Annotated in this window: 14 protein-coding genes and 1 pseudogene; 9 read left to right on the top strand and 6 right to left on the bottom strand. The window is 63.2% G+C overall.

From position 1 onward, the window contains the following. The first annotated feature begins 33 nt into the window (after window positions 1–33). Window positions 34–957 carry a serine hydrolase domain-containing protein gene (locus H2O75_RS02120; protein WP_182172997.1) on the top strand — a complete coding sequence of 308 codons (924 nt, stop codon included), beginning with the start codon at window positions 34–36 and terminating at the stop codon, window positions 955–957. A 59-nt stretch (window positions 958–1,016) separates the two neighbouring features. On the opposite strand, the gene H2O75_RS02125 is transcribed toward H2O75_RS02120, so the two are convergent. The 4 genes and pseudogenes from H2O75_RS02125 to H2O75_RS02145 form a co-directional block, all read right to left on the bottom strand. Beyond that, window positions 1,017–2,756 carry a BCCT family transporter gene (locus H2O75_RS02125; protein ID WP_204736232.1) on the bottom strand — a complete coding sequence of 580 codons (1,740 nt, stop codon included), beginning with the start codon at window positions 2,754–2,756 and terminating at the stop codon, window positions 1,017–1,019. Between the two features lie 224 nt (window positions 2,757–2,980). Further along, a complete protein-coding gene (locus H2O75_RS02130) occupies window positions 2,981–4,459 on the bottom strand; it encodes a Na+/H+ antiporter family protein (RefSeq protein ID WP_182173004.1) in 1,479 nt (492 codons plus the stop codon). Window positions 4,460–4,570: 111 nt separating this feature from the next. Further along, a pseudogene (locus tag H2O75_RS02140) lies at window positions 4,571–5,163 on the bottom strand (NAD(P)-dependent oxidoreductase). Between the two features lie 46 nt (window positions 5,164–5,209). After that, window positions 5,210–6,262, bottom strand: coding sequence for a tocopherol cyclase family protein (locus H2O75_RS02145; protein ID WP_182173013.1), 1,053 nt, complete (start codon window positions 6,260–6,262; stop codon window positions 5,210–5,212). 129 nt (window positions 6,263–6,391) lie between these two features. Between H2O75_RS02145 and H2O75_RS02150 the strand changes: the two genes are divergently transcribed. Continuing rightward, the gene (locus tag H2O75_RS02150) at window positions 6,392–6,832 is read left to right on the top strand and encodes an RpiB/LacA/LacB family sugar-phosphate isomerase (RefSeq protein WP_182173016.1); all 441 of its coding nucleotides are present in this window, start codon (window positions 6,392–6,394) and stop codon (window positions 6,830–6,832) included. A gap of 15 nt (window positions 6,833–6,847) precedes the next feature. Next, a complete protein-coding gene (focA, locus tag H2O75_RS02155; protein WP_220462762.1) occupies window positions 6,848–7,714 on the top strand; it encodes a formate transporter FocA in 867 nt (288 codons plus the stop codon). A gap of 66 nt (window positions 7,715–7,780) precedes the next feature. On the opposite strand, the gene H2O75_RS02160 is transcribed toward focA, so the two are convergent. Next, a complete protein-coding gene (locus tag H2O75_RS02160; protein ID WP_182173019.1) occupies window positions 7,781–8,428 on the bottom strand; it encodes an NADPH-dependent F420 reductase in 648 nt (215 codons plus the stop codon). 84 nt (window positions 8,429–8,512) lie between these two features. On the opposite strand from H2O75_RS02160, the gene H2O75_RS02165 reads away from it, so the two are divergent. From H2O75_RS02165 to H2O75_RS02190, 6 genes are all read left to right on the top strand, one after another. Continuing rightward, window positions 8,513–8,974, top strand: coding sequence for a MarR family winged helix-turn-helix transcriptional regulator (locus tag H2O75_RS02165; RefSeq protein ID WP_182173022.1), 462 nt, complete (start codon window positions 8,513–8,515; stop codon window positions 8,972–8,974). Between the two features lie 189 nt (window positions 8,975–9,163). Beyond that, window positions 9,164–10,516, top strand: a complete 1,353-nt coding sequence (locus H2O75_RS02170) for a hemolysin family protein (RefSeq protein WP_182173025.1) — start codon at window positions 9,164–9,166, stop codon at window positions 10,514–10,516. After that, complete coding sequence (locus H2O75_RS02175) at window positions 10,513–11,547, top strand: CNNM domain-containing protein (RefSeq protein WP_182173028.1); 1,035 nt, start codon at window positions 10,513–10,515, stop codon at window positions 11,545–11,547. Before H2O75_RS02170 ends, H2O75_RS02175 begins: the two co-directional genes overlap by 4 nt. An 81-nt stretch (window positions 11,548–11,628) precedes the next feature. Further along, window positions 11,629–13,029 carry an NAD-dependent malic enzyme gene (locus tag H2O75_RS02180; protein ID WP_182173031.1) on the top strand — a complete coding sequence of 467 codons (1,401 nt, stop codon included), beginning with the start codon at window positions 11,629–11,631 and terminating at the stop codon, window positions 13,027–13,029. Window positions 13,030–13,071: 42 nt separating this feature from the next. Next, entirely contained in the window at window positions 13,072–14,058 is a 987-nt protein-coding gene (locus H2O75_RS02185; protein WP_182173034.1) for a serine hydrolase domain-containing protein, read from the top strand. A 68-nt stretch (window positions 14,059–14,126) separates the two neighbouring features. Then, window positions 14,127–14,639 carry a DinB family protein gene (locus H2O75_RS02190; protein WP_182173037.1) on the top strand — a complete coding sequence of 171 codons (513 nt, stop codon included), beginning with the start codon at window positions 14,127–14,129 and terminating at the stop codon, window positions 14,637–14,639. A gap of 42 nt (window positions 14,640–14,681) precedes the next feature. On the opposite strand, the gene H2O75_RS02195 is transcribed toward H2O75_RS02190, so the two are convergent. Continuing rightward, window positions 14,682–15,542 (bottom strand): aldo/keto reductase, encoded by an 861-nt coding sequence (locus H2O75_RS02195; RefSeq protein WP_182173040.1) that lies wholly within the window; start codon window positions 15,540–15,542, stop codon window positions 14,682–14,684. Window positions 15,543–15,802: the final 260 nt, after the last annotated feature.

Here is a 15,802-nt window from a genome sequence, read left to right on the forward strand (position 1 = left end):
TCGTTCGCATCTGCGCGGCAGGTAAGGAGAAGCATGGAGTTCGATGGTCTCGTTGACCTGTTCGAGTCCGCAAGAGACCGCAACGGTGACCGTTTGGCGATGCACTACCTGGCCGTCAAACAGGGTGAGCGGGAGTTCTGCCATGCGTTCGGGGATCGCACCGAGCCCTCTGATATCCGCTCCATTTCCAAGACGGTCATGGCAATCCTTCTCGGCACGGTGAACGATTCCACCTTCACGGAAGACACTCCTCTATGGCCGATCCTCGAACCGCTCTGCGTCCTCTCAAACGAAGAGAATCGGGAGAGACTCTCCCGAGTGAAGGTCAAGCACCTGCTGAACCACACCATCGGCTTCGACAGGGCACTGATGATGAGAGACGACATCATCGACCTGGATCCGGCTGACTACATCAGCCACATCGTCAACACCCCGATCGTCCACGAACCCGGCACGCACTACCTCTATTCGAATGCTGGCTTCTATCTCTTGTCCGTGGTTCTCCAGGAGGTGCTCGGGGAAGACCTGAAGGAGTACGCGGACAGGGTGCTATTCCGTCCGCTCGGCATCGAGCAACCCGAGTGGGAGCGCTACGGCGACTACCTGGCGGGAGCGACACGGCTCTGGCTCTATCCGCGCGACCTCATCGCGATCGGAGAGGTTCTGCTGCACGGCGGGCGTGGGATCGTCTCTGCGGACTGGATCGAGCGGATGAAACAGTTCACGGCTTTCACGCCTTCCGCGGATACGCCGACGAACCCGTACTTTCGACGATGGGCGTACGGATCGAGCCTGTGGCTCGGAAAGAGAGACGGCATCTACTTCGGCCACGGTACGGACGGCCAGTCCCTCGTGATCGTTCCGCAGCGCCAGGCAATCATCGTCACTCTCGCACACCAGCGCGATGTGAGGCGCCTCGAAGAACTCGTCGATAAGGCGATCACGCTCCTCGACTAGCGCACCGTCACACGAGCGGGGACGAGAGGCGGGCAGGTCATTCCCTGCCCGCCACGTTTTTACTGCTTCGTGTCGTCCCCGTTTCCTTCCCAGGAATCATCGATATCCCCAGAGACGACGAGGTCGCCATCGACGCGGATATCGCCCTCGAGCGTCCACGTTCCGTCTTCGTGCTGCCACGTGGGCGGAGGAACGGGATTGCCATCCTCGTCGAAGCCGGGGGCCGGACGGTTCTCTGCTTCCTCGAGAGCCTCAGCATCGAACGTCCGTTCCCAGGCACGGGTGCGAACCGGAAGCTCCGCAGCACGGTCCTCATTCATGGCCTTCAGCAGAGCCCATGCCATGAAGAACTCGATGAGGAAGAAGGGGAGCGCGATGATGATGACGATCTCTTGGATGGCGGCGATGCCGGAGTCGGGGGCGAGGAGGAGCAGCGCCGCGGTGACGGCGCCGATGCCGACAGCCCACCCGATCCGGTAGATCGTCGGGGAGACGTTCTCCTCACCGGTGGCGAACATGTCCATGACGAGCGCCGACGAGTCGATCGATGTCACGAAGAAGACGACGATGATGATGAGGGCGATCGGGCCGACGATCGCATAGAACGGGTACTGCTCGAGGAGGCTGAAGAGAGCCACCTCTGTCCTCCCGTCCTCGACGACAGGGCCGGTCAGGACGCCGGGATTGCTCGTCTCCATCTCCATGGCGGCCCGGCCGAAGATGGAGAACCAGATGAGGACGAAAGAGGAGATGAGTCCGAGGACGCCGCCGATGAATCCTCGCACGGTGCGCCCACGGGAGATGCGGGCGATGAACATGCCGACGAAAGGTCCCCAACAGATAGTCCACGCCCAATAGAATGCCGTCCACGTCGAGAGGAAGCCGGGATTCTCGTTGAAGCTGTCGACCCAGAACATCATCTCGGGCAGAGCCGAGGTGTAGATGCCGAAAGACTCGACTGACTGTCGGATCAGTGTGAGAGTGGGGCCCGAGATGAGAACGAACAGCATGAGAGCGACGGCGAGCCCGATGTTGATGTTGGAGAGGAGCTTGATGCCCTTGTCGAGCCCGGTCGCGACGGAGATGCAGGCGGCGACGGTGATGAACAGGATGATCCCGAGATGGATCGATGAGGCGATCGGAACGCCCCACAGAATGTTCATCCCCGCATTGATCTGCAGGGTGCCCAGACCGACCGAGACGGCGATGCCGAAGGTGGTTCCGATGATGGCGAGAGAATCGATGAGCTTGCCCGGCCACTCATAGATCTTCGCACCGAGGAGCGGAGCGAACACGGAGGACAGCCGCTCCGGCATCTTCCTTTTGTAGATGAAGTATCCGAGGGCGAGCCCGGGCAGTGCGAATACGACCCACATGTGCGCAGCGAAGTGATAGTAGGTGAACTCGAAAGCCTGCGTGATGGCATCCTGGGACATCGGTTCCATGTCCCCGCGCGGAGGATTGTAGGCGTGGTGGAGAGGTTCAGCCGCTCCCCAGAACATGAGAGTCGCACCCAGGCCGGCCGCGAACAGCATCGCAAACCAGACGGGAGTGGAATACTCCGGCTCATCGTCGTCATCACCGATCTTCAGATTCCCGTAGCGGGAGACGAAGATGCCGATGAGGAAGACGAAGATGAAGGAGACGCCGCCGATATAGAGCCAGCTGAAATGGCCCATGAGGGTGCCCGAGACGTTGGCGTAAAGATTCCGGGCACCTTCGCCGAACGCGAGCGTCCCGGCGACAAAGATGAGAATGAATCCGGCTGCTGTGAAGAAAATGAGCGGATCAGTTTGCAACTTGAAGCGTCTTTCGCGCTTGCCTGTCGGTTGTCGGGGGCTGTCTGATTGGATGGGGCTGGAGGCCATATCTTCCTCAAGTCGGCAATATCAACCTCTCAACGGTAGATAAAACGTGTCCGAATTTCACCTATGTCACCAGATTGTGATGTGCGTGCAGGTGAGAACCGCCCCGGAGCAGACCGAGGTCTGTCGGGGCGGATACCGACGCATAGAGGGCGTTCTTACAGGAGGAGCGAGGCAACCCAGGCGAAAAGCAGCATGCCGACATTGCAGTGCAGGAACGTGGGAATGACGGTGTCTCTGATGTGGTTGTGCCGACCATCCGCATTGAGACCCGATGTGACGCCGAGAGAAATGGTCGAGGCCGGGGACCCTGCGTCGCCGAGCGCCGCGGAGGCGCCAAGCAGGCACATGGTTGCCAGGGGGCTGAAGCCGAGCTCAAGGGCAAGCGGGATGTAGATCGGTGCGAGGATCGGAACGGACGCGAACGAATCGCCGAACCCGATGGTGATGAAGAGCCCGATGAAGAGCATGAGGAACGCACCGAAAGCCATGTTGCCGCCGACGAAGTCGGCAGTAGCGGCGATGAGGGGCTCGATCTGGCCGGTTTGGGAGAGGAGGCCGGCAAAGCCGGAGGCGACGGTGATGATGATCGCGATCTGCGCCATCATCAACATGCCCTGCGTGAAGACATCGTCCTGATCGTTCCACCGGAAGATGCCGCCGATGCTGAGCAGGATGAAGCCGATCATCGCGCCGACGAGGAGCGAATCGAACGCGATCTGGAAGAAGAGCGCCGCCGCGAGGGCAAGCACAGTCATGATGAGAGGGAACGGGCGAATCGCTACGGCCTTGGATGGTGGTGCGGTTGCGAGAGTCGATGTCGGCGCGGGCTCCGGGTAGTCGCGCGGTGCGCGATAGGTGACGGTGACCGCGACGATCATGCCGGCGACGAGGCCCATGACTGGCCAGAACATGGCCTTCGGCGCCATATCTGCAGTTGCCGTCAGGTCGTAGGCCGCACCGAATTCGTTGACGTTCGCGAGCAGGATCTCGTTGAGATAGATCGCACCGAAACCGGTGGGAAGCAGGAGATAGGCCGCGCTCATCGAGCATGCGAGGACACAGGCCACAGCCCTGCGGTCCACATGGAGCCGGTTGAGGACGCTGAGGAGCGGGGGGATGAGGATGGGAATGAAGGCGATGTGGACGGGGATGAGGTTCTGGGACAGCAGCGATGCGACGACGAAGAGGCCGTACAGCGCCCACTTCACGCCCTTGTTCGTTGCCGTCTCGTCCGTTCCGACCCTGCGCGTCACCCACTGGGCGAAGACCTCGATGAGTCCCGATCGGGAGAGGGCGACAGCGAGTGCGCCCACCATGACGTAGGTGAGGCCGACCTGGGCTCCGACGAGCAGGTTGTCGTTGAAGGCCGCGAGGGATCCCTCCATGCCGAGGCCTGCTTGGAGGCCGCCGAGGAGGGCTGCGACGAGGAGGGCGATCGTGACCGGCACCTTGATGAGGCACAGGGCGACCATGGCGACGATGGCGAGGACGACCGCGTTGACTGAATGGCCCGTCAGCTCGACGATCCCGTACACGGCCGCGAGTGCGGCGACCGTGCCGACAGCATGTCGCGGGAAGACCTCTGCCCAGGTGATGGGATCGGACTGTGGTGTGGCTTCTGGCTGTGCGCTCATCGCTAGCCCCCTTTCGCACAGCAATCCTAAGCCCGACAAGCCGGGACTTTCGTGCGCGGCCACGTGCTGGATGTATCGGGGTGGTCACATCCGGTGCAAGCCTCCGCCGGTCTAGCCTCCGGCGATGCTGATTGCCCTCCCGAACGTGGACTCGTCTGTCAGGATCGACAGCATGTAGGCTGCAACATCCTGGCGGGGGATCGAGGCGCCCAACGATGCTGGTTGGAACTCCTCTGCCGTCTGCCAGGTTCCGTGCGCCCCCTTCGAGCTCAATCCGGACGGGCGGATGATTGTCCACTCGAGCTCTGAGCGTCGGACGATTCCCTCTTGGTCGTTGTGATCGGCCAGGGCGCGTGCGAGAACGGCTTGGGTGAACAGGGCAATGGCCTTGGGGAGGTGCTTGCGGGAGTCTCCTGCTCCGAGGGAGGACTGGACGATGAGCGCACTCCCTGCTCTGTCATGGCCTGCACGACGGCCTTGGTGACCTGTGCGCGATTGCGGGAGACGCCTTTCGCTCCGCCGACCGTGATGACGACAGCGTCCGCGCCGGAGATGATCGGCGCGATACTAGGCGGGTCCTTCGCATCAGCCTGAACCGTCCCGCCGCTGCGGGAGATCGTGGTCACCTCATGGCCGGCGTTCTGGGCAAGAGTCGCCAGCTCAGCTCCCGTTCCCCGGGAACCGCCGATAACCATCAGTTCCATTATTCTCCTGTTTCGCGGAGTCGAGGGAAGCTCACGTACGTGAAGACTAGCGGCGCTGAGGCGGGCCGTCGAACATCGGCCCCGCGTCCGTCATGTCCGGGTCGAGGCCGCGCCGGGCAAGCTCTGTACGGGCCCTCTCCAGGCCGCCGTGCTCGAGTGCGGCAAGGCGCGTGCTGCCGGTCCAGACGTGGCGTCCGAATCGTCGGACCGTCACAGTCAAGTCACCTGCGAGATGTTCGAGATCGCCGGGGGTGTTGCGGTGTTCGCTCGGCAGTGGGACGGGCAAGACGAAGGCGTGGTCGAGGGGAGCGGTTGCCGAGAGGTCGATCGTCCAACCGTATCCGCGGCCGTGCAGATCCCATCTCTCATCGCTCGTGCGGGTACGAACCGGGCTGACGGCGGGGTTGCCGAGACGGACGACGGTGCCGTCGGGGAGCCGGACGACGAGGGCGGTCACTTCAACGCGGAGCGGCCCGCTGGTGACGATGCCACCGGCGAATGCCACGCAGGCGCCCGGTTCGTCGAAACCCTGGGCCTGTCCCCACCACCACGCTTCGGGAAATCCCTCCTTGCCCCAGTTCTTCTCGCCATACACCTGAGCATTCGTGAACTCCCAGGTTTCCCCGCCGAGTGTCGCCGTGCCGGAAGCTCTGCCTCCGAGCATCCACGGATGCCAGTACTGGTTGAGCCCGGGCACCATCTGGAACACGCTCGAGCCACCGAGAGAACGGCGCGGCCACCTCTCGGCCTCGATCCGGAAGTCGAGGCGGTCCTGCCCGAGATTGACGCGGAGGGAGTGAGCATCACCCTCGAAGGCCGGCTCGAGCCCGCCCCGCACGCCGAGTCCGCGTGGGTCGGTGTGCGATCCCTCGAGGGCCTCTGTTCGGACGTACCCGCTCGGCCATGCGGCCACGCCCACTGTCGCCCATGGTCCGCGGGGTCCCCGGTTCGCGCCGCAGAGGGCGATGATGACGCGGCCCGTGTCTGGATCCGTGATCCGCCAGAAGTATCCTTCCATGGCGACGGTCGGATGAGAGCGGGTGGGATCTCCGAAGGGCAGATCGGCGCCTGTCGATCGGTAGCGCTGTACAAACTCCATATGCCAGTAGACCACGAGCTGATCGTCCGTGACCAGGGTCGGCAGGTCGAGAATCGATCAACCCTCCACGCTATTTAATACTAGATATTCCTGTATTATTGCGGTGGATTGGGAAAGAGGTGGTTGGGTATGCGTATCGTTATCGGTGCACCCGCGAATGGCGTGGTGCTCAAGGATGCCATCAGGACCTATGTGGAGGCCAGTGAACGCGTGTCGACGGTCGTGGATGTGTCGGATGCTGAGCTGTCCTACCCGGCGCTCTCGATTCGAGCGGCGCAGATGATCGTCGATGGAGAGGCTGATCGTGCAATCCTCGTCTGCGGGACGGGGCTCGGCACTGCCATCGCAGCCAACAAGGTCCGCGGTATCCGTGCCGTGACCGCCCACGATCTGGTCACGGCGCGGGGCGCGGTCGAGAACTATGATGCTCAGGTTCTCTGCATGGGGCAGAACGTGATCGCGCCTGCCTATGCGCTCCTCCTCGTCGATGCGTGGCTGGATGCTCGGCACGACCCTGCCGGTTCCTACGGCCCGAAGATTGACGAGATTCGAGACTATGAGGCGAGATAGCCGCAAGGAGAAAACGTGAGCGAGAAGAATGTGATCCTGACACCGGCGGAGATGGCGAGGGCCGCGGAGGATGCGGCGTTCGGGAAGGCGACCAGCAATCAGGCGAAGTCTTTCCTTCTCGCACTGACGGCCGGCGGCTACATCGCCCTCGGCTTCGTCTTCTATGTGACGAGCCAGGTCGGTGCCGGCGACATGCCCTACGGAGTTGCGAAAGTCTTGGGCGGGCTCGTGTTCTCGACAGGTCTCACCCTTGTCGTGTTGACCGGTGCGGAGCTCTTCACCTCATCGACGCTGACGCTCACGGCACGAGCCTCCGGCCGCATCACCACCTGGCAGCTCCTGCGCAACTGGATCATCGTCTACATCGGCAACCTCATCGGGGCGCTGACAATTGTCGGCCTCATCTACGGCGCGAAGACGTGGGAGCAGGCGAGCGGCGGCTGGGGAGCGGTCGTCCTCGACGTCTCCCTGAAGAAGGTCGGCCATGACTTCGGCACGGCCTTCGCTCTCGGAATCCTCTGCAATCTCATGGTCTGCCTGGCGATATGGGCGGCCTACGGAGGGCGCACCACCGTCGATAAAGTGGCGGCCGTGACGCTTCCGATCGCCCTCTTCGTCGCCTCCGGATTCGAGCACTCGGTTGCCAACATGTTCATGATCCCCCTCGGCATGCTCATCGTCACCTTCGCGGGGGATAGCTTCTGGTCGGCCTCGGGCCTCGACCCGGCCGCCTACGGGGACCTGACGTGGTCGAATTTCCTGACCGGCAACCTGCTTCCCGTCACTCTCGGCAACATTGTCGGAGGCGGCGTCATGATCGGCGTCCTCTACTGGACGATCTTCCACTTCCTCGACAAGCCCGCGGACACATCCACGGACTGAGGTCTCGCTCGGGCCGCTGCCAGGGGGGAGTCTCGGCGGGCGGGAGGTCTGGATCGGGGCGGCGTGTCAGCCGATGGTCGCGCACGCGGCTGAGAGGAGCCCTGTCATCTCGTCCGCGGTGTGAGAGCCCTTGAAGATCACGGTGCCGGGCTGGAAGGCGCGTCCGGCTGCCAGCCGATCTGCCACGACAGGGTCGTAGCCGAGACGGTCGATAAAGGATGCGACCGCGCGGGCCGCCTCCGCATCGTCGCTCGCAATCGCCAGCGCCCGGCGAGCAGGGTCGCCGGCGGGCCGCCCGTGGACCTCCATGTCCCGATAGCCGATGTGATTGAGGGACTTGACGAGACGCGCCCCGACAAGATGATCCTGGACGATCTCGCTGCTCGTACGCGGATCATTCTCGAAGTCGTCCAGTTCCCCGTCGATCGGGGCCCAATAGTTCATGACGTCGATGACGATCCGGCCCTCGAACAGGGAGGGATCGAGGCTGCGGTAGCGATGGAGGGGGATGGCGATGATGACGATGTCGGCCCGGGCCGCCTCGGCGGCCGTCGCGGGAGTCGCGCCAGGCACGATGATCTCGGTCATGAGCCGGATGCTCTCGACTGGCTTCGCCGTGGCGATCGTGACGGAGTAGCCGGCTGTGATGGCCTGGCGGGCTACGGCCGTTCCGACTCGGCCAGCGCCGAGAATGCCGATGGAAGCTGGTATCACGTCTCGTCCTCACACTCGATATATGCTGTCATGCAGACTATATTGAGAACAGAATAACGCGGATGAGACGGTTTGAGGAGCGACATGTCAGAGCACACACATGCCCCCGGTGATTTCGGATGGGCGGTCGCGACCATTCTCCGGGAGTATCAGCTGCGATTCGAGGAAGCAGTGGACTGTCTCGGGATCAGGCCCTTCCAGGTGCTGTCGACAGTCGCTCACCGGGATCCCGCCAACCAGCAGGCGCTCGGGATCCACCTCGGCATCGATCGAACCGTGTTGACGTATCTCCTTGATCGCCTCGCCGCCGACGGACTCGTCGAACGAGTCCCGATACCGACAGACCGGCGCGCGCGGAGGATCATCCTGACCGACGCTGGTCGAGACGCCCTCACTCGTGCCGAGAGCCGCGTCGCCGCCTTCGAAGCAGACATGTTGGCCAGCCTTGGAGCTGACGCGGCACAGGCGGCTGCCCTTGTCCAGGAGCTTGCCGCGGCGGTTCGCCGCCCGGGCCTGCGGGCGTGCGAGGCGATGGAGGAGCTATAGCGTCGATCCTGGGAACTGGCTGAGTTTCGAGAGCCGCTGGCTTTCGGGCGATAAGCGCTCCTTGTTACGATGTCGCATATTCGTGAAAGGGATCGATGTGACATCATCGGCTGGCTCGACACAATCGGAGCCTCCTAGTATCTGGCCGTCAACCGGCCTCCCCCTGTCAGCGCCTGAAGGACGGCGCTCATGACACCACTTCTCACACTCCTTATCGGCGTCATCGTCATCGCCCTCATCATTGCCGTCAACGGCTATTTCGTGGCGCAGGAGTTCGCCTACATGTCAGTCGACCGGGCACGCCTGGCCTCCCGGGCGGAGGCTGGCGATGCGAAGGCTGCGAAGGCGCTTCGTGTCACGTCGCGAACGTCATTCATGCTGTCCGGAGCCCAGCTCGGAATCACCGTGACGGGACTGCTCGTCGGCTATGTTGCCGAACCTCTCGTCGGCCAGTCCCTCGGCGCCCTCATGGGAGGGATCGGTGTCGAACCTGCCGTCAGCATCGCGGTCGGGACCGTGCTCGCTCTCGCCGTCTCGACCATTGTCCAGATGATCTTCGGCGAGCTCTACCCGAAAAACCTTGCGATCGCGAATCCCGAGCCCCTGGCGAAAGCCATGGCGCCCTCCACCCTTCTCTACCTCACCCTGTTCGGGTGTCTCATCTCCTTCTTCGACCATGCAGCCAACGCCCTGCTGCGGCTCTTCCGCATCGAACCGCTGGAGGACGTCGATCAGAGCGCGACGAGCAGGGATCTCGAACGCATCGTCGACGAGTCGCGGGCCACGGGTGACCTGTCACCCGACCTGTCTCTCATCCTCGATCGCATCCTCGACTTTCCTGGCCGCAATGTCGAGCACGCGATGGTGCCGCGAAACACTGTCGATGTCGTCGGCCCGTCGACGACGGCTGCTGAGGTGCGGAGGATGATGGCGGGCGCACACACCCGCTACCCGGTCGTCGACCGTGAACGTCCCATCGGCGTTGTCCACCTCATCGATATTCTTCCGCTCCCGCTGGACTCTGCCGTGACGGCAGGCGACATCATGCGCGACGCCACAGTCCTTCCCGCCCTCATGTCCCTGCCCTCGGCCCTGGAGAAACTGAGGGAATCGGGGGAGGAGTTGGCGTGCGTCGTCGATGAGCACGGCTCCTTCGACGGCATCGTCACGCTCGAGGATCTCGCGGAAGAGATCGCTGGTGAATTGACGGACGAGCATGATGACGAACTATCAGAGTCTATTGAACATGCCGGTTCGGGCTGGGAGATTTCTGGCGATGCTCATCTTGACGAGGTGGAGCGGGCGATCGGATATCGGTTGCCGCGAGGCGATTACGAAACCGTGTCCGGGCTCCTCATCGCAACCCTTGATGACCTTCCCGACGTCGGTCAGGTCGTGAGGATTGACCTCGACCCGTCTGGGCAGGACTTCCTCGAACCAGATCCGCCGACCCGCTGTCTCGAGTTCACCGTCAACTCACTCGAATGGCATGTGCCGTCGGCGACAACCGTTGTCCTGCGCGAAGGGGGAGATGCTCGATGAGCCCATGGATCACGGTGGCAGTCACGACTGCCCTGATCGTCCTCAGCGCTTTCTTCGTCGTCATCGAGTTCGCGCTCCTCGGAGCGCGGCGGCACAGGCTCGAAGAGGAGGCGCCTGCGAGTAGGCCAGCACGCGCTGCGCTGAGGGGAATGAACCAGCTGACTCTCATGCTCGCGGCAGCTCAGTTCGGCATCACTGCCTGCACGTTTGCTCTCGGTGCTGTGACAAAGCCGGCGATGGACGGGGCTCTCACACCGATCCTTGAAACGTGGGGTCTCCCCGCCAGCATCGCCGACGTCAGCTCCTTCCTCGTCTCCCTCTTCTTCGTCACCTTCCTTCACCTCGTGGTGGGTGAGATGGCACCGAAGTCATGGGCAATCGCCCACCCGGAGAAGGCTGCGAAGCTTATCGGGATCCCCGCCAACGCTCTCATCAACGTCCTTCGTCCCCTCCTCGTGTGGGGCAACTCCATCGCGAACAAACTGGTCAAGGCGAGTGGGGTCGAGCCCGTCGACCGGGCTGCGATCGGCGGTCGAGATGCTGACACGATCCACCAGCTCGTCGAACTGTCCGCCCGATCTGGAACCCTCGACAAGTCGTTCGCGGCTCCTATGACGGGAGCGCTCTCGTTCGAGTCGCGCACCCTCGGGGATATCATCGCGGGCAGGCCCGCACCGACAGGGGTGGCTGCGGATGCTCGAGTTCGAACCGTGCATGAAACCGTAATCGCCTCTGGCCACCTTCGCGTGCTGATCTCCCACGAGGACGGCGTTCATGTCATTCACGTTCGGGACACGCTCCTCGCGGACCCGGATGCTGCTGCCGCGCCGTTCGCGCAGGAGGCTCTCACGTTGGCATCATCGACGAAGCTGCACGATGCTCTTCTTGTGATGAAGAGACGCGGGCGGCAGATCTCTCTCGTCGCCGACGGCTCCGATATCGCGGGCGTCGTCACGATCGATGACCTCCTCGAACATATTCTGCCGACCGAGAGACTCACGGGGGAGAGTGATCGGGGCGTCACACTCTGAGAAGTGAGCCGTGTGGTGCATGGAGTGCCGCAAGCGGGCGTACGGTTGATGTGATCGATCCGTACTCAACGAGGAGTTAACGTGGCGCTACCCAGCCCAGGCCATTCAGTCACCTTTCGTGTGCACACACCGCCCTCCTTCAGTGCCACCTCGGACCTGGCGAGTGCTATCGCCAGCACCGGGGCCGCTATCACCGCCCTCGACATCGTCGAGTCGACCGGCGATCACATGTGCATCGACATTTCGGCCAACACGCGGGGACAGGATCATGTCGATGCGATCGAGGCAGTCATCAACCAACGTCCAGGCGCTCAGGTGCGCCGCATCTCCGACCGGACGTTTCTCATGCACATGGGCGGGAAGATCGAGACAACATCGAAAGTGCCGCTACGGAGCCGAGACGACCTCTCGAGGGCCTACACTCCCGGCGTTGCCAGGGTCTGTCTCGCGATAGCAAAGGATCCGGCGGAGGCGCGACGCTTCACGATCAAAGGAAACACGGTCGCGGTCGTCACGGATGGGACGGCCGTCCTCGGATTGGGCGACATCGGCCCCGAGGCCGCCATGCCCGTCATGGAAGGGAAGGCGATCCTCTTCAAACAGTTCGCCGATGTCAACGCCTGGCCGGTCGCTCTCGACACGAAAGACACCGAGGAGATCATCGCGATCTGCAAGGCTCTGGCACCTGCCTACGGCGGGATTAACCTGGAAGATATCTCGGCTCCCCGGTGTTTCGAGATCGAGGAGCGGCTCCGCGATGAGCTTGACATCCCCGTGTTCCACGACGATCAGCACGGCACCGCTATTGTCACGCAGGCGGCGCTCGTCAATGCTCTCAAGGTTGTCGGGAAGAGCATCGAGGATGTGAAGATCGTGATCTCGGGCGTCGGGGCCGCCGGCTTCGCCATCATCCGCCTGCTCATGGCGTCCGGTGCCCGCCACATCCGCGCCGCAGGGCGCGACGGCGTCATCGAACGCGGCACGGTCTATGCGGAAGAGCATCGGAACTGGATCGCTCATCACACGAACGAGGAAGCGTTCTCGGGCTCGTTGAAGCAAGCGCTAGCCGGGGCGGACGTCTTCATCGGAGTGTCAGCGCCCAATCTTCTCAGCGGGGACGACATTGCGACGATGAACGAGGACGCGATCGTGTTCGCCATGGCCAACCCGGATCCGGAGGTCGACCCTGACGAAGCCTCCGACCATGCTGCCATTGTGGCGACGGGACGGTCCGACTACCCGAACCAGATCAACAACGTGCTCGTCTTCCCCGGTTTCTTCCGCGGCCTGCTCGACTCGGCCGCGACGGGAGTGACCGACGGAATGATGCTGGCGGCAGCGGAAGCCATCGCCTCCTGCATCGACGACCATGAGCTACATCCGGGATATCTCATCCCCTCCGTCTTCGACCCTAAGGTCGCGGCCCGGGTCGCGGACGCCGTCTCCCGCGCCGCGCGTCAAGGCGGAGTCACACGCTCATAATCAGCTTTCGCTAGACTCTCACAAACAACGCAGGGGAGAGTCATGGACGAGATCGTCAACGCAGCGGCGGAGCAGTTCTCGGGAGTGGTCGCGGTCGATCGCGGGGGTGAACGCGTCTATCGCCTGGTGCGCGGCGACGCGCACCGCGCCCACCGCGTCCCGAACACGATCGAGACGGCATTCGGACTAGCGAGCGGGAGCAAAGGCTGGACGGCACTCGCGGTCCTCGCGCTCGTCGAGCAGGGGAAGGTGGCACTCGACGAACCGGTGCGGGGGATCGTCGGAGACGATCTTCCGAATCTTGACTCCCGCGTCACGCTCCGACACCTCCTCACCCACAGTGCGGGGATCGAGGACTACCTCGACGAGTCGGAGGACTGGGACGTCTCGGACTATGTGCTGCCCGTCCCAGTCCATACCCTCATCTCTGCGGAGGCCTTCGTGCCGCTCCTCGCGCCGCTCGCCCAACGCGACGAGCTGGGGGCGAGATTCGAGTACTCGAATGCTGGGTATGTCATCCTTGCCCTCATCATCGAACGGCTGACGGGCCAGCTCTTCCATGACGTCGTCGCGGACCTCGTGCTGGCGCCTGCCGGGATGACCCACTCCTCCTACATGAGGCTCGATGAGCTTCCCGCAGGGGCCGCTCTCGGATATCTCGCCGACGAGGGGGACCGCGTCAATACGCTGCATCTGCCCGTCCGGGGGAACGGGGATGGTGGCGCCTTCTCCACGGCCGGCGATCTTCGGAGCTTCTGGCGCGCCTTCGTCTCGGGAGACATCGTCTCGAGGGAGATGGTGGCCCAGATCGTGACGCCGCACTGGGATGTTCCCGAGGAGGGCATGCAGTACGGGATGGGGTTCTGGCTGGCAGGGACACGGATCGTCCTCGAGGGATACGACCCGGGGGTGTCTTTCCGCTCCAGCCACGACCCGCAGACAGACACAACCGTGACAGTGATCGCCAATACGTCGGATGGTGCATGGCCCATGATCGCCGCCGTGGAGGAGTCTCTCGGCTGGATTTAGTCCGTCCACGTCTCTCACCTGGGGTTTTGGGGGCTGACTCTGGATGCAGTGTTTGACAGGATGGGACAATGACTGAGACGCCACGAGACAGCAAGGATTGGACCGTCGTCATTGAGGACGGCTGTGACGAATGCGGCTACGTGCCGCACGACCCGGCATGGACGAGCGAGCGCCTGCTCGCCCTGCCGGAGCGATGGGAACGCGTTCTGCGCACGGACGACGTTCGCGAGCGCCCTGCAGACGGGGTGTGGTCGCCGCTGGAATATGCATGCCATTCCCGCGATATTGTTCGGCTGCTCCGTGACCGAGTTGCTCTGATCCTCAACGACCAGAAGACATTCGATGACTTCGACGGCGAACGCGAGGCCGTCGAGGGCCGCTACGCCGAGGCAGACCCTGAGATTGTCGTCGAGGAGCTCGCGGAACTCATCGAAAGCACTGTCGCGGTCTACGGTCGTGTCGGGGAAACTGACTGGGGCCGGGCGGGCTACCGTACGGATGGGAGAGCCTTGACGATCGCGGACCTCAGCCGATACCTGCTGCACGACCTCGAGCATCACCTCGCCGACGTCGAGGGATGAGGAAGCCGGGCCCGTCGGGCCCGGCCTCGTCTCGTCAAGGCTCTAGTTCACGGCATTCGGGTTCGGGCCGATCCTGCCGGATTCGCCCTGATCGAGGCCGTCGATCCGTGCAATCTGGTCTGCGCTGAGACGCAGCTCTGCAGAGGCGAAGTTCTCGGCGATACGAGCGGGGCTCGAGGCCTTTGGGATGATGATGCAGTCATGGGAGAGATGCCAGGAGAGGACAACCTGGGCGGGGGTTGCGCCGGTCTCTGACGCGATCTCGGCAATGACGGGGTTGTCGAGGACGGCTCCGCGGCCGAGCGGGGACCAGTTCTCGATCGCGATCCCGCGCTCCTGGCACCAGGCGCGCACCTCGACGTTGCCGAAGTGCGGATGTGCTTCGATCTGGTTGACGGCAGGAAGGACGCCCGTCTCTGCCTCGAGGCGTTCAAGGTGGTCGATCTGGAAGTTCGACACGCCCACGGCATGGGCCTTCCCGGAGTCGCGGAACTCGAGCATCGTCTTCCACGTCTCGACGTAGTCGTCGTGCTCTGGCATGGGCCAGTGGATGAGGAACAGATCGATGTAGTCCAGCTGGAGCTTCTCGAGGGTCACCTCGAACTCGCGCCGGGCGTCGTCGGGTGCATGGAACGTGTTGTTGAGCTTGCTCGTGATGAAGAGCTCGCTGCGATCCATGCCGGTCTCTGCAAGGAAGTCGGCAATCGCCTGCCCCACACCCTCCTCATTCTTGTACATCTGTGCGGTGTCGATGTGTCGGTAGCCTGCGCGGAGCGCCTCGCCGACGCGGGCCGCGGCGTCTTCCGGAGCGATGAGGAAGGTGCCGAATCCGAGGGTCGGGATGGTGGGCGAATCCACGTCCGCGATGGAGTTGGTCAATGTCAGTTCGTGCTTGTATGCCATGACTCAAACCCTAGCGCCACCACCCGCCCCACCCGCAAAGCGCGGGCAACACGCCGATAGCGGAACCTTAGACTCGGTCGGTCATTGGAAGGAATCCAGGCAGGGCGGGAGGCGCGCGGTCTCGACGGTTGTCAAAAGTGGACACCCGCCGCTGCCCGCATGATGTGAGGGGGAAGACAGTGTCGGATTCAGCGCCCCTGCCACCGGATTTGAGGAAATCAGCCCTGCCTTCCCAAGATTCTGCCCGGCGCCGAACTACA

Origin of the sequence: Flaviflexus equikiangi (assembly GCF_014069875.1) — a bacterium.
Taxonomy (GTDB): Bacteria; Actinomycetota; Actinomycetes; order Actinomycetales; family Actinomycetaceae; genus Flaviflexus; species Flaviflexus equikiangi.

Bases quoted from the DNA above. Each gene is read 5' to 3' on its own strand.
- H2O75_RS02175 (WP_182173028.1), top strand. From the start codon at position 10,513: ATGAGCCCATGGATCACGGTGGCAGTCACGACTGCCCTGATCGTCCTC.
- H2O75_RS02120 (WP_182172997.1), top strand. From the start codon at position 34: ATGGAGTTCGATGGTCTCGTTGACCTGTTCGAGTCCGCAAGAGACCGC.
- H2O75_RS02145 (WP_182173013.1), bottom strand. From the start codon at position 6,262: ATGGAGTTTGTACAGCGCTACCGATCGACAGGCGCCGATCTGCCCTTC.
- H2O75_RS02130 (WP_182173004.1), bottom strand. From the start codon at position 4,459: ATGAGCGCACAGCCAGAAGCCACACCACAGTCCGATCCCATCACCTGG.
- H2O75_RS02190 (WP_182173037.1), top strand. From the start codon at position 14,127: ATGACTGAGACGCCACGAGACAGCAAGGATTGGACCGTCGTCATTGAG.
- H2O75_RS02195 (WP_182173040.1), bottom strand. From the start codon at position 15,542: ATGGCATACAAGCACGAACTGACATTGACCAACTCCATCGCGGACGTG.
- H2O75_RS02170 (WP_182173025.1), top strand. From the start codon at position 9,164: ATGACACCACTTCTCACACTCCTTATCGGCGTCATCGTCATCGCCCTC.
- H2O75_RS02150 (WP_182173016.1), top strand. From the start codon at position 6,392: ATGCGTATCGTTATCGGTGCACCCGCGAATGGCGTGGTGCTCAAGGAT.
- H2O75_RS02165 (WP_182173022.1), top strand. From the start codon at position 8,513: ATGTCAGAGCACACACATGCCCCCGGTGATTTCGGATGGGCGGTCGCG.
- H2O75_RS02185 (WP_182173034.1), top strand. From the start codon at position 13,072: ATGGACGAGATCGTCAACGCAGCGGCGGAGCAGTTCTCGGGAGTGGTC.